Here is a 13005-nt window from a genome sequence, read left to right on the forward strand (position 1 = left end):
GCTTTCCGTGAGTGGATGAGAGTAATCGATGACTTGTCTGGTTTTACACAAGAGCCGCCCCGGGATCAAAGGCTTTTTGGGAGCTGGCTCAAGCTTTTGTCACCCGGGTCAAGTCGGGCAGCCATCGAAAAAGCCCTGAACGGGTCAGGGCTTGCGGGGAATGTGCATGGAAATGGGGCTTTGCACACATCCAAAGCAGCAAGCCCCCATTGCAGACAAGATCAGAGTTTGGCGGTGAGCTCGGGCAGCAGGGTGAACAGATCCCCCACCAGACCGTAGTCAGCCACCTGGAAAATGGGGGCCTCGCTGTCCTTGTTGATGGCCACTATCACCTTCGACTCCTTCATGCCCGCCAGATGCTGGATGGCCCCCGAGATGCCGACTGCAATATAAAGCTCGGGAGCGACCACCTTGCCGGTCTGACCCACCTGCAGATCGTTGGCCACAAAACCGGCATCAACGGCGGCGCGCGAGGCCCCCACCGCCCCGCCCAGCTTGTCGGCCAGCGCTTCTATGAGGGCAAACTGCGCCTTGGAGCCAAGGGCCCGTCCGCCGGAGACCACGACCCGCGCTGCCGCGAGTTCCGGCCTGACGGACAACACGGCGCGGCGCTCGACCAAACGGATACGACATACCACATCGGCCACCGGCAGCCGCTCAACCGCAGCCTGCCCAGTCCCGAACTCGGCTTTGGCAAAGGCGGTCGGCCTGATGGTAAGCACCTTGATGAGCGCCGAGCTCGCTACCCTGGCAATGGCGTTGCCCGCATAGATGGGGCGCAGGAAGGTATCGCCACCCTCTATGCCGATCACCTCGGAGAGCATCTCCATCCCGAGCCGTGCCGCCACCCTGGGCAACATATCCTTGCCCTGGGTACTCGCCGCCATCAGGCAGTGCTGATAGTCCCGTGCAATATCAGACAGCAGGGGATCGACGCCGTCGTTCAACCCTTCCGCCAACATGGGATGCTCGGCCAGCAGCACCCTGTCCACTCCTTGCAGGCTGGCGGCCTGTTCGCCCGCCTCGGTCAGTCCCTGGCCCAGCAGCAACAGATGCACCTCGCCGCCGAGCTGGCCCGCTGCCGTGACCAGTTGGGCCACATTGTCGGCAAGCTTGCCCTGATGATGTTCAGCAATAACCAGTACGCTCATGGCTGCACCTTATCGTTAGCGACTCTTTCCACCGCGCCAGCCCTTATCCCAGCCAGGGGGCGACACCCAATATGTTCCATCATGACCAGGATGCTCATGGCAGCACCTTGGCTTCGTTCCTGAGTTTATCCAGCAACTCGTCCACAGAGCCGACCTTGATGCCGGCACTGCGCACGGCTGGCGCCATCACACCGAGCAGCCGGGTGTGGCCGGCGGGTTCGACACCGAGGGTCGCGAAGGGGGCACTATCGAGTGGCTTGCGCTTGGCTTTCATGATGTTGGGAAGCGATGCAAAGCGGGGCTCGTTCAGGCGCAGGTCCACCGTCACCACGGCAGGCAAGAGCATACCGAGGGTCTCCAGGCCGCCGTCGATTTCGCGGGTCACCTGCAACTCCCCCTCCACCAGCTTGATGGCAGAGGCGAAGGTGGCCAGCGGCCAGTCGGTGAGGGCCGAGAGCATCTGACCCGCCTGGTTGTTGTCAGAATCGATGGACTGCTTGCCGAGCAGCACCAGTGATGGCTGCTCCTGCTCACACACCTTTTGCAGGGCGCGAGCAACCGTCAGCGGAGTGAGCGTCTCATCGGTCACATAGTGAAGGGCCCGATCCACCCCCAGCGCCAGGGCATGGCGCAACTGCTCGGCGGCCGCCTCAGGTCCGAAGGTCACCACCACCAGTTCGCTTGCGATACCGGCTTCCCGTAGCCGAACACCTTCCTCCACCGCGATTTCACAGAACGGGTTGATACCCATCTTCACATTGGCAAGCTCCACGTTGGAGCCGTCTCCCTTCACCCGGATCTTGACGTTGTAGTCGACTACCCGTTTGATCGCGACCAGCAGCTTCATGACGCGCATCCCTCGCTTTTCTTGAGTGAATCCATTGACGAACCCTCGCATTTTTTTGCTTACAATTGCTTTACGTTTACGTAAACTACCAGCACTACCCTAGGCCAAGTCGAGCGCAGAGGCAAGATGGAACGCGAAGCAATGGAATTTGATGTCGTCATCGTCGGTGGCGGCCCCGCAGGACTCAGTGCAGCCATCGCCCTGAAGCAGCACAATGCCGATCTCTCGGTCTGCGTGCTGGAAAAAGGAGCGGAAATCGGCGCCCATCTGCTCTCTGGCGCCCTGTTCGATCCCGTCGCTCTCAAGGAGCTGTTGCCGGACAGCTGGCAGCAGGCGCCCCTTGGCATCCCCGTCAACGATGATCAGGTTCATCTGTTGCAAAATGCGCGTCGCGCCCTGCAACTGCCCCACTGGGCCGTGCCGCCGCGCATGCACAACGATGGCAGCCATATTCTGAGCCTGGGCAACCTCTGCCGCTGGCTCGGTCAACAGGCCGAGCAGCTGGGAGTCGAAATATACCCGGGTTTTACCGCAAGCGAGCTCATCATGGAAGCGGGACGGGTGCGGGGTGTGATCACCGGCGATCTCGGGCTGGACAGAGCGGGCAATCCCAAATCGGATCACGTGCCCGGCATGGCGCTCCATGGTCGCTATACCCTGTTTGCCGAAGGTGCTCGCGGCCATCTGGGCAAGCAGTTGATCGCCGAGTTCAATCTGGAAAACAGCGCCCAGCCGCAGCATTACGCCATCGGTTTCAAGGAATTGTGGCAAGTCCCCCTTGGCCAGGCCAAACCGGGCCAGGTGCTGCACGGCAGCGGCTGGCCACTGGCCGGGCTGCGCACCGGCAAGAGCCAGGGTGGCTTCTACCTCTACCATATGGATGGCAATCAGGTGGCGGTCGGGCTGATTGTAGATCTCAACTACAGCAACCCCTGGCTTAGCCCGTTCGACGAGTTCCAGCGCTTCAAGCACCATCCCCTCATCGCACAGACTCTGCTGGGGGGCGAGCGCATCAGCTACGGCGCCCGCGCCATCACCAAGGGCGGCTGGCACTCCCTGCCCCGCATGCACTTCCCTGGCGGTCTCTTGATCGGCTGCGACGCCGGCACCCTGGATTTTTCCCGCATCAAGGGCATCCACACTGCCATGAAGTCGGGGATGCTGGCGGCGAAAACCGTCGCCATGACCCTGCGCGGCGGTGATGAGGGGGGCCGGGATCTGGCCGAGTATCAGGATGCGCTGCAACAGAGCTGGCTGGCACAGGAGCTCAAAACCGCCCGCAACTTTGGGGCTGCCCTGCATCGTTGGGGCCCCTGGCTCGGCGGCGCCTTCAACTGGCTGGAGCAGCGGGGTGCCTCCTTCCCTCTGCTGGACTCTATCACCCTGTTGGACAAGGAGCCTGACTACCGTCAGCTGCGCATGGCCAGCCGTTGTCAGCCCATCAGCTATCCCAAACCGGACGGCAAACTCAGCTTTGACAAGCTCTCTTCTGTTTATCTCGCCAATACCAGCCACGATGAGGATCAGCCCTGCCACCTCAAGTTGCAGGACGCGAGTATCCCGGTGGCGGTCAACCTGCCCACCTGGGCCGAGCCCGCCCAGCGCTACTGCCCGGCCGGGGTGTTCGAGATAGTGGAGAGCGAGAGCCAGCCTTACTTGCAGATCAACGCGGCCAACTGCATTCACTGCAAGACCTGCGACATCAAGGATCCGAGCCAAAACATTATCTGGACACCACCGCAGGGAGGATCCGGGCCCAACTATCCCAATATGTGACAGGTGGGAGCATTGAGATCGCAGAGCTACCAGACCGTCTGGACACCACCGCAAGGAGGGTCAGGACCCAACTATCCCAATAGGTGATGCCTGTCCCCCCGAGTGGGCACTTTGCACAATACGGCAGTGAACAGGCAGTCACTTTCGCGGCCGGATCCGCTGATCCGACCTCGCTGTTTTTTTGAGCGAACAGGCTGAACCTAGGATGAATAGGCCCTGACAAGCGCTCCCCGCCCCTGTATAGTTCGCCGCATTCAGGTTTTCCATCGGCCCGTTTCGCTTATCCACGGGATCGCTTTCTACGCGATCTAAGGCCGCATGACCTGTGCAACCATCCCTGATGACCCACGACTTTTTAAGGGGGGACAGATGATCACCGCCTACATTCTCAATAACAAGGTACTGGACATAGTCACGCTCGGGCCTGACGACATACTGCCTGACAACACCGTCTGGCTGGATGCCTACAAGCCGGACACGGCGGAGCGAGAATGGTTGACCGGCCTGTTTCTGGAAGAGGTCCCCGACAAGGAAGAGCTGGACGACATCGAAGCATCCGCCCGCTTTTACTGGGATACCGATGGTCTGCACATTCACTCCCTGTTTCCCCAGCGGATCGGCCGTGACACCAAGGGTGTCCACGTCTCCTTTACCCTGCGCAACAATCTGCTGATCAGCATCCGCGAGGATGACATCGGCCTGGTGCGCCTGCTGCGCCACTACATGCGCCAGGACAGGCTGGAGGTGGAGGATGCCCTCGACATACTGCTGGAGGTGCAGAACCTCAAGGTGGAGTACCTCTCGGATCTCATCGAAGACGGTTACAAGACCCTGGAAAACACCGCCGATCAAATCTTCGAGCCGGATCAGATCAATCCCATGCTCAAGGAGTTGATGGCACAGGAAGAGGCCAACGGCCAGATCCGTCTCTCCCTGCACGATACCCGTCGCGCCCTGCGCTTTCTCAAACGCAGCCTGCGCCAGCGTATGACGGGCGAGCAGAACAAGTGGATCGACGAGATGCTGCACGACGTGGAGTCCCTCTTGCCCCACACCCAGTTCCTGTTCGACAAGATCAACTTCCAGCTGGAGGCCTCCATGGGGGTCACCAATCTGGAGCAGAACAAGGTGATCAAGATCTTCTCGGTGGCCGCCGTGATCTTCCTGCCGCCCACCCTGATCGCCAGCATCTACGGCATGAACTTCGGTCGTATGCCGGAGCTGGCCTGGGAGTATGGCTATCCCATGTCGCTGGTGCTGATGGTGATGTCATCCCTCGGCACAGGCCTCTTCTTCAAGCGCAAGGGCTGGCTGTAACGCCGCCAGAAAGTGCGATAAGAAGAGACGATGGATTGGGGGGGCACTGGCCCCCCGATTAATTCGTGTCACCCGGCATGCCTTGCAAAGGGCGCCACTCTGCCCCATATCCTCTTCATCATTTGCACAACCCAGGCGATAACGGGCGACCATGACCCTCTACCCCGAACACAGATATGACGATCACGGCCAGTTGCGCCCTCCCCTCTGGTTTTGGCCCATCGCCCTCTTGCTGACCCGCTCGGTCTGGCTGTTTCTGATGGCCGGGGTCACCCGCGAGAGCGGCAGCGAGATCCTGACCCTCTTCTATCCGGACAAGATCAGCCTCTACATCAGCCTGCTGACTGACGTGCCCGCCATGCTGGCACTGCTCGCCTTTGGCGGCACCTATCAGCAAACTGACAGCGTGCGCGCCTGGCTCAGACGCCACAGCCGCGGCCTCTTGCTCTGCTCCACCATCAGCGGCCTGGTGATGCAGCTGCACAGCCTCAACCTGCAGAAATGGTCGTTCAGCTGGCCCACCGCCCTGGTGCTGATCGGCAGCCTCTGGGCACTCTGGTATCTGCTGCGCAGCCGCCAGATCCGCGAATACGCGGCCGATCAACCTCACTGAGCATGCAGGGGTCACTCATTGACGAGTGACCCGGATCTGCAGGGTCTGGCGATCTCTCTGAGTACCACTCCCCCCCTGCAACTGGGTACCCAGGCTGCTCCCTTGCCCGGCCGATTTGGTGGATAACTCCCCTACCGTCAGCCACTGACCCGGGGCACCGCTCACCTCGGTGGCATTCTGCCCCGTGGTGACGGTGCCCTGCTCCAGCCTGGCCTGCTCGCTGCTGAGCGCTATCTGCACCCTGTCCCCGATCAGGGTGGCGGTGGTATAGAGGCCGTTGATGAGCGGCATCAAGCCCACCACCTGACCACCGCGCCACTGATAGAAGGTGACCGGCTGGTAGGAGCCCATCTGCAGCAACACGGGCCGCCCCGACAGGCCGCGCACCTGCCAGCTGTCATTCTGGCTGCGTTGGTATTGCCGGGCATTGCCCTCAAGCAGCCATTGTCGTTTGGCCGCATCACCACCGATACCAGCCTCTATCTGCTGACCGCTTGAGGCACCATCCACCCGCCATTCGACAAGCAGGCTCTGGGGCGGCTGGTTGAGTTTGGCCAGGGTCGCTTCGGCCTCCTGCAACTGGGCCGCACTGCCGCTCAGCACCAGCTGGTTGCCCATGGCACTCACCCCGAGGTCCGGGTAGATCTCCTTGAGGGTCTGCACCATGGCCTCGGCCTCGAATACCGGGACCACCTTGACCTCGGCCCGCAGCGGCAGGCACCAGAGCCCCCACAGCAACAAGATCCCGCTCCAACGCCACCTTTTCATCTCTCTCTCCTGTCCGGAAGCCCGGCTCACCGCCTCTGCCAGTCTGGCTATCACCATCATGATCCATCTGCCTCGCTTTTCAATGACTTTGCACCCCAGGGGCAATGGCGGCATGGGCCGGAGCGCCCCCCTTGGCAGCCTGCGAGCGGAAAGGACGGAGATAGATCAAATAACACAAATAAAAATGATTACCATTTGTTGTCACGTAAAAATCGCTCGGATACAATTCGGACTCATTTTTTCGAGCCCACTTCTGATGAAGCCAGCAAACGCCGTCACCACTACCCCTGCTGCCATCCATCTGGCGATGCTGATCAACATGCTCTCCATGGGCAGCATGATGATGGTGATGCCGCTTGGGCCGGATCTGGTCATCAGCCTCGGCATGCAACCGGAGCAAACCGGTTATTTCAGCGGCGGCGCCACCCTGGGCGCGGCTCTGATGGGGCTTATCGCCGCTCCCTGGCTCGATCGCGTCAACCGCAAACCCGCCCTGCTGGTGCTGCTGACCCTGCGCTTCTTGCTGCTGATGGCTTGCGCCCTGGTCCAGAACAGCCAGCAGCTGCTGATGCTGTTCATACTGTCAGGCTGCGTGGCCGGGCCTCTTTCCGCCATCCTGATGGCCGCCGTACTGGACCTGGTCCCCCCGGCCGAGCGGGGCCGCCGCCTCGCCTATGTGGGGATGGCGTTCTCGCTGGCCGCCATCCTGATAGTGCCCATTGCCCTCATCCTGGCCCAGTGGCTCGGCTGGCAGGGCCCCTTCCTGCTGTTCGGTGCTTGCGGCCTGCTGCTGGCCCTGCTGTGCGCCCTGCTGCTGCCCTCCCTGCCGGTCACCCGTTCTCCCCAGGGTAGCGGGCTGCGCCAGCTGCTGGGATCGCCGCTCTGCCAGGGCGCCCTGCTCATTCTCTCTTTGCAGATGTTCGGTCATTTCCTGCTGATCCCGCATTTTGCCAACTACTTCCAGTTCAACCTCGCCTTCCCCCGCGAGCAGATCGCCGCCCTCTACCTGTGTGGCGGCCTCGCCAGCATGGCGACCATGCGGCTGTGCGGTGGCTGGATCGATCAGGGCCGGGCGCTGGCCGCCATCCTGATCACCAGCCTGTTGTTGGCCCTGATCACCCTGCTCGGCTTCGCCGCCCCCGTTGGCGTGCCCGTCTATCTGTTGTTTACCCTCTTCATGGCGCTGAGCTCGGCACGCTCCAGCACCACGCTCGCCATCACGGCAGCCATTCCGGCCCCCCATCAGCGCGCCGCCTTCATGTCTTTTCAGGGCACTGTGACCAATGTGGCGGCGGGTCTCGGCAGCCTGATCTCGGCCAAGTATCTCTTCTCGGACAACACTGGCGCCCTGCACGGCTTTACAGGGCTTGCCTGGATCAATATTGCCTGCAGCCTGCTGGCCTGTGGTGGCGTCTGGCTCCTGCTCAAGGGACTGGCGCAGACAAGGAATAACAATAACCCCGCGTCTGGCACCGCCAGACAGGGAAGTCAGTGAGCCACCGGCCCCAGAGCCGGACCCCATAACCTCTGTTTTATTCATGGAGTTTTGACTATGCAGTTGCAGCCTGGCGTATTTCGCTTGAACCCGATTTTGCTTTCCCTCGGTCTGTTTGCCCTGCCGGGCCTAGCCCAGGCCGAGTTGCCCAAAGCCAACGAGACCATGGTGGTCACCGCCACCCAGACCAAGCACACGGAACTGTCCGCCCCGGCCAGCGTCTCTGTGGTGACCCGCGCCGATCTGGACAAGATGAACGCCAACAACATAGGCGATGCCCTCAAACATGTGCCGGGTGTCAACATCATAGGCACCAATCCTACGGGTCGCAGCGAGATCAAGATCCGCGGCATGGGCGGCGACTACACACTGCTGCTGATCAACGGCAAACGGGTCAACGCCCGCGAAACCCTGGGCAGCTCCTTTGGCAATGACTTCGACTTGAGCTCCATCCCCATGGCGGCCATAGAGCGCATCGAAGTGATCCGTGGCCCCGTATCCTCCCTGTACGGTGCCGATGCCTTGGGCGGCGTGGTCAACGTGATCCTGCGCCAGGCCAAGGAGAAGACCGAAGCGGCCTTCGGCTACACCCACTCCATGCCCACCAAGGGTGACGGTGGCGATGCCAACCAGGGCAGCGCCTTTGCCTCCGGTGCCCTCATCGACAACAAGCTGCTGGGCAGCGTGGTGGTCGAAGGCTACCAGCGTGACCGCTGGCACAGCGATCAGTCCAACAACCTGGATGCCGATGCGCTGGAAAAACGGGAAGTGGTCAATGTGCTCTCCAGCCTGAAGTGGCTGGTCAGTGACAACCAGGATATCGATTTCGATCTGGGCTACAACCAGAACGACATGGACAGCTACTTCAACAACGTACCCCGTGCCCCGACCGCACCGGCCACCCCGCACAACGTGCAAAAACTCGATCGTCTGAGCCTGGGGCTAACCCACAACGGCCGTTGGGAGCACTTCGACAGCCGCGCCCGCTACTACTTCGAGCAGACGGATCTGATGGATGACTCCCAGCTCAATGGCGGCGCCGCCGATGTCACCCAGACCAACCACACGGTCGATGGCCAGCTGAGCGGCTATCTGGGGGATCACCTGCTGACCTCGGGTGCCGAGATGCGCAAGACCGAGCTGGAGCACAGCCGCAGCATCACCAACGGCAGCGTGGATGCCAGCCAGAGCGCCCTCTATCTGCAGGACGAATTCAGCCTGGGGGATCTGGCGCTGACCCTCTCCGGCCGCCTCGACCACCATGAAACCTATGGCAACGAATTCAGCCCGCGCGCCTATGCGCTCTACAAACTGACCGACGAGTGGGTGATCAAGGGTGGCGCCGGCAAGGCGTTCAAGGCACCGACCCTGGCCCAGTCCAGCGAAGGCTTCGCCACCACCGCCTGCCGTGGCGCCTGCAAGGTGGTCGGCAACCCGAACCTGAAACCGGAAACCGCCGTCAGCTATGAGCTGGGCACCGCCTACGAGAGTGAGCGTTTCGGCGCAGGTGTGACCGGCTTCCACAACGACATCGAAGATCTGATCCAGAGCGATCAGTGGGGCCCGGGCTACCGTCCGACCGTCATGACCTACCTCAACGTCAAGAAGGCACGGGTGAAAGGGCTGGAGCTGACCGGCTGGGTCGATGTACTGGACAACGTCAAGCTGACCGGCAACTGGAGCCTGCTGGATTCCGAAGACAAGAGCACGGGCGAGGATCTGGCCAAGACCCCGGATCACACCGGCAACCTCAGCCTGGATTGGCAAGCCACCGAGATCGTCAGCACCAACCTGGCCTGGCAATACGTGGGCAGCCAGTTCATCAAGGTGCCGATGCACAACTCCCAGGCGCTCAAGTCCAAGCACTATCAGACCCTGGACCTCAACACCAACTGGAAAGTCACGCCGGCGCTCGACTTCAAACTCGGCATCACCAACCTGACCAACACCCAGCGTGACCAGGTCGCCACCGACGCCGACTTCATTCTGGAAGGTCGCACCGTCTATGCCGGGGTGAATTACAAGCTGTAATCCCCTGTTCGGGAGCCCAAGCGGGCTCCCTTTTTTCCGTTTTTACCGCCTCGACAATAAGGAGTATCCGGGTGCTCAGACACCAAACACAGCTGTTCTGGCTGGGAGTTGTTCTCCTGTTCATGCTGATCTGTCTGTCACTGGCCACGGGTGCCGGTGTCTATGGTGGCCGCGAGGTCGCCGGATTTCTGCTGGGCGATCCCGCCCTCATGGCCGACGAAAAGCTCGCCATGATCATTCATACCCTGCGTCTGCCCCGCACCCTCTGTGCACTGGTGGTGGGCGTCTGTCTCGCGCTGGCGGCCTCCATGCTGCAAAGCGCTACCCGCAATCCGCTGGCCGAGCCAGGCCTGCTCGGCGTCAACGCCGGCGCCGTCTTCGCCCTGGTGATAGGGCTGACCTATTTCGGCGTTGAATCGGCCTACGGTTATCTGCTCTGGTCCGGTATGGGTGCCCTGCTTGGCAACCTCATAGTACTGGGCCTCGGCCTGATGGTGGGTCGCTCCAATCCGCTCAAGCTTATCCTGGTGGGGGTCGCCCTCTCTGCCACCTTTGGCGGCCTCTCCAACTTCCTGCTGCTCTCCAACAAGGTGGTGCTGGAGCAGTTCCGCTTCTGGAACCTGGGGTCTCTGGCGGCCTCGGATCTCGACGCCGTGCTCACTGTGGTGCCCTTCGCCCTGGCCGGTCTGCTGCTGACCCTGGCGCTCTGCCGCCAGCTCACCCTGATGCAGATGGGAGACAACCAGGCCCAGGCCCTCGGCATACGGCCGACCCGGGTGCGGATCGGTGTGCTGCTGGCCGCCACCCTGTTCACCGCCTGCGCCATCGCCATCGCCGGCCCCATCGGCTTCGTCGGCTTTCTGGCCGCCTACTGCGCCCGTCTGGTGGAGCCAGTGCGCCTCGCCATCCAGGTGCGTTTCTCCGCCCTGTTTGGTGTGCTGTTCCTGCTGGGGGCCGACATACTGGCCCGCTGGCTGATCCAACCGTTCGAGCTGCCCAACGGCGTGATCCTAGCGCTGATCGGCGCCCCCGTGCTCATCATGGTGGTGCGCAGCGGTGGCTTCCGCTCCCTGCTGGCCGTCAAATAAGGTCACCCTGCCTCATGAACAATCCAATGAACACATCGCTGAATGCTTCACTCCCCTCCGGCACCCTTTGCCTGCGACTGGGTGAACGCACCCTGCTGCTGCACCGCCGCGCCTGGCTTATCACGCTGGGCTTGGTGCTCACACTGGCGTTGCTCTCCCTGCTGGCGCTGACCCTGGGCTCAAGCAAGCTCACCATGCTGGGGGTCATGCAGACCCTGCTTGGTGAGGGGAGCCGGCTCGATGAGGTGACTGTCTTCAAGATCCGGCTGCCGCGCATCGTCGCCGTGCTGGTGGCAGGCGCCGCCATGGGCCTCTCCGGCTGCCTGGTGCAGACCCTCATTCGCAACCGCCTCGCCACCCCGGACATGATAGGGGTCAACGAGGGGGCGTCGCTGGCCATCATCGCCTTCTCCCTCTACCTCACTCTGGGCAGCTGGCCCTGGTGGGCCGCGCCCCTTGGCGCCCTGTTTGCCGCCGTCGTGCTCTATGCCCTGTGCAACAAGCCGGGGGAGCAGGGCTATCTGTTCGTGGTGATCGGTATCGGCGTCTCCGAGCTGATGAACGCCATCGGCCAGTTCGTCATGTCCACCCAGTCGCTGGTGCACCTCACCAGCCTCTACCTGTGGAACATGGGCAACTTCGTCGGCCAGGGCTACGGCACAGTGGTGCCTGTGGGGATCCTGATCCTGCTGGTCTGCCCCTGGATCATTTATCTCTCCCGCGCCCTGGGCGTGCTGCGTCTGGGCCCTGTCACCGCACAGAGTCTGGGGGTGAACGTCAACCGGGTGCAGCTCGGCGTGCTGGCCCAGGCCATCGTCGTGGCGGCCCTTGGCACCGCCATCGGCGGTCCTGTGGTGTTCATCGCCATGGCAGCCCCCATACTCGCCTCCTGGATGAGCCGGGATCGCATAGTGCCGCTGTGGATTGCCGCCCTGTGTGGCGCCCTGCTGCTGCTGGCAAGTGACACCCTGGTGCGGGTACTGGCCAGCCCCCATGAGGTCGCCACCGGCATCATGACCCGTATTCTTGGCGGCATACTGCTGCTGTTTATTCTGATCAAAGACAGACAGAGAACCGACTGATGACCCTCACCCTAAATCGCCTCCACTTCGGCTATCAGCAAAAGCCCGTCTTCAACGACATCTCCTTCACCATTCCCAAGGGCAAGCTGGTCGGCATCGTCGGCCCCAATGGCGGCGGCAAATCCACCCTGCTAAAGCTTTTGGCCGGCCAGGAGCAGCCACAATCCGGTGAGATACTGCTCAAGGGCAAACCGCTGGAGAGTTACGGCATGAAGGCGCTGGCCCGGGAGCTGGCCTACCTGCCCCAGCGCCCCCTGGTGCCCGCCGGCATTCAGGTCGAGCAGCTGGTGCAGTACGGCCGCCATCCCCATCAGGGCTGGTTCAATCAGTGGAGTGAAGAGGATGCCCGCATGGTGCGCTGGGCCTGCGAGCGGATGCAACTTGGCGACATCTTGCAACAGAGCGCCAGCTCCCTCTCCGGCGGCCAGGCCCAGCGGGTGTGGCTGGCCATGGTGCTGGCCCAGGACGCGGACATCATATTGCTGGATGAACCCACCAGCGCGCTGGATATCGGCCACCAGACGGAAGTGATGGAAGCCATCCACCAGATCACCGCCGAGGGCAAGACGGTGCTCATCATCATCCATGATCTCGCCACCGCCGCCCGCTACTGCGATGAGCTGATCGCCATTGGCGAGGGCAAGATCCAGGCCATGGGCCCGGCTCGCGAGGTGGTGACCAAGCCCCTCATTGACCGCCTCTACCAGACGGACGTAGACATACTGCACGCCCCCGGCGATGGCGCCCCCATCATAGTGCCGCGCCGCCGCCCGCAGGCTTTTGCCATGAAGCAGCAAGCCTGAGCGCAGGATCAAAAAAACCGTCTGATGACGGTTT

Annotated in this window: 11 protein-coding genes; 8 read left to right on the forward strand and 3 right to left on the reverse strand. The window is 62.1% G+C overall.

All coding sequences use genetic code 11. The features are described 5' to 3' along the window. Positions 1-221: 221 nt before the first annotated feature. A complete protein-coding gene (locus tag OKC28_RS15595) occupies positions 222-1151 on the reverse strand; it encodes an electron transfer flavoprotein subunit alpha/FixB family protein (protein WP_021139143.1) in 930 nt (309 codons plus the stop codon). A gap of 94 nt (positions 1152-1245) precedes the next feature. Then, the gene (locus OKC28_RS15600; protein WP_021139144.1) at positions 1246-1998 is read right to left on the reverse strand and encodes an electron transfer flavoprotein subunit beta/FixA family protein; all 753 of its coding nucleotides are present in this window, start codon (positions 1996-1998) and stop codon (positions 1246-1248) included. Positions 1999-2124: 126 nt separating this feature from the next. Here OKC28_RS15600 and OKC28_RS15605 point away from each other — a divergent pair, with 126 nt between their 5' ends. The 3 genes from OKC28_RS15605 (at position 2125) to OKC28_RS15615 (ending at position 5704) form a co-directional block, all read left to right on the forward strand. Then, positions 2125-3774, forward strand: a complete 1650-nt coding sequence (locus OKC28_RS15605) for an electron transfer flavoprotein-ubiquinone oxidoreductase (RefSeq protein WP_021139145.1) — start codon at positions 2125-2127, stop codon at positions 3772-3774. A 369-nt stretch (positions 3775-4143) separates the two neighbouring features. After that, complete coding sequence (gene corA, locus OKC28_RS15610; protein ID WP_005315297.1) at positions 4144-5091, forward strand: magnesium/cobalt transporter CorA; 948 nt, start codon at positions 4144-4146, stop codon at positions 5089-5091. 151 nt (positions 5092-5242) lie between these two features. Then, on the forward strand, positions 5243-5704 hold the full coding sequence (locus tag OKC28_RS15615) for a DUF2919 domain-containing protein (RefSeq protein WP_021139146.1): 462 nt from the start codon (positions 5243-5245) through the stop codon (positions 5702-5704). A 15-nt stretch (positions 5705-5719) separates the two neighbouring features. Here the strand turns inward: OKC28_RS15615 and OKC28_RS15620 are convergent, their stop codons facing one another. Next, complete coding sequence (locus tag OKC28_RS15620; RefSeq protein ID WP_270690185.1) at positions 5720-6472, reverse strand: hypothetical protein; 753 nt, start codon at positions 6470-6472, stop codon at positions 5720-5722. 256 nt (positions 6473-6728) lie between these two features. Here OKC28_RS15620 and OKC28_RS15625 point away from each other — a divergent pair, with 256 nt between their 5' ends. The 5 genes from OKC28_RS15625 (at position 6729) to OKC28_RS15645 (ending at position 12971) form a co-directional block, all read left to right on the forward strand. Next, positions 6729-7967, forward strand: coding sequence for a siderophore amonabactin export MFS transporter (locus OKC28_RS15625; RefSeq protein WP_270690187.1), 1239 nt, complete (start codon positions 6729-6731; stop codon positions 7965-7967). Between the two features lie 57 nt (positions 7968-8024). Next, the gene (locus OKC28_RS15630) at positions 8025-9998 is read left to right on the forward strand and encodes a siderophore amonabactin TonB-dependent receptor (RefSeq protein WP_270690189.1); all 1974 of its coding nucleotides are present in this window, start codon (positions 8025-8027) and stop codon (positions 9996-9998) included. Positions 9999-10069: 71 nt separating this feature from the next. Continuing rightward, the gene (locus tag OKC28_RS15635; RefSeq protein WP_005315288.1) at positions 10070-11086 is read left to right on the forward strand and encodes an amonabactin ABC transporter permease subunit 2; all 1017 of its coding nucleotides are present in this window, start codon (positions 10070-10072) and stop codon (positions 11084-11086) included. Between the two features lie 14 nt (positions 11087-11100). After that, positions 11101-12168 carry an amonabactin ABC transporter permease subunit 1 gene (locus tag OKC28_RS15640; protein ID WP_270690191.1) on the forward strand — a complete coding sequence of 356 codons (1068 nt, stop codon included), beginning with the start codon at positions 11101-11103 and terminating at the stop codon, positions 12166-12168. Next, entirely contained in the window at positions 12168-12971 is an 804-nt protein-coding gene (locus OKC28_RS15645) for an amonabactin ABC transporter ATP-binding protein (protein ID WP_270690193.1), read from the forward strand. The genes OKC28_RS15640 and OKC28_RS15645 overlap by 1 nt, the downstream gene beginning before the upstream one ends. Positions 12972-13005: the final 34 nt, after the last annotated feature.

The organism is Aeromonas sp. D3 (assembly GCF_027705025.1).
Lineage (GTDB): Bacteria > Pseudomonadota > Gammaproteobacteria > Enterobacterales > Aeromonadaceae > Aeromonas > Aeromonas salmonicida.

What these genes read in the sequence shown, in the direction of transcription:
- OKC28_RS15605 (WP_021139145.1), top strand. Translation starts at nt 2,125, where the DNA reads ATGGAACGCGAAGCAATGGAATTTGATGTCGTCATCGTCGGTGGCGGC.
- corA (WP_005315297.1), top strand. Translation starts at nt 4,144, where the DNA reads ATGATCACCGCCTACATTCTCAATAACAAGGTACTGGACATAGTCACG.
- OKC28_RS15640 (WP_270690191.1), top strand. Translation starts at nt 11,101, where the DNA reads ATGAACAATCCAATGAACACATCGCTGAATGCTTCACTCCCCTCCGGC.
- OKC28_RS15600 (WP_021139144.1), bottom strand. Translation starts at nt 1,998, where the DNA reads ATGAAGCTGCTGGTCGCGATCAAACGGGTAGTCGACTACAACGTCAAG.
- OKC28_RS15630 (WP_270690189.1), top strand. Translation starts at nt 8,025, where the DNA reads ATGCAGTTGCAGCCTGGCGTATTTCGCTTGAACCCGATTTTGCTTTCC.
- OKC28_RS15645 (WP_270690193.1), top strand. Translation starts at nt 12,168, where the DNA reads ATGACCCTCACCCTAAATCGCCTCCACTTCGGCTATCAGCAAAAGCCC.
- OKC28_RS15595 (WP_021139143.1), bottom strand. Translation starts at nt 1,151, where the DNA reads ATGAGCGTACTGGTTATTGCTGAACATCATCAGGGCAAGCTTGCCGAC.
- OKC28_RS15615 (WP_021139146.1), top strand. Translation starts at nt 5,243, where the DNA reads ATGACCCTCTACCCCGAACACAGATATGACGATCACGGCCAGTTGCGC.
- OKC28_RS15620 (WP_270690185.1), bottom strand. Translation starts at nt 6,472, where the DNA reads ATGAAAAGGTGGCGTTGGAGCGGGATCTTGTTGCTGTGGGGGCTCTGG.
- OKC28_RS15625 (WP_270690187.1), top strand. Translation starts at nt 6,729, where the DNA reads ATGAAGCCAGCAAACGCCGTCACCACTACCCCTGCTGCCATCCATCTG.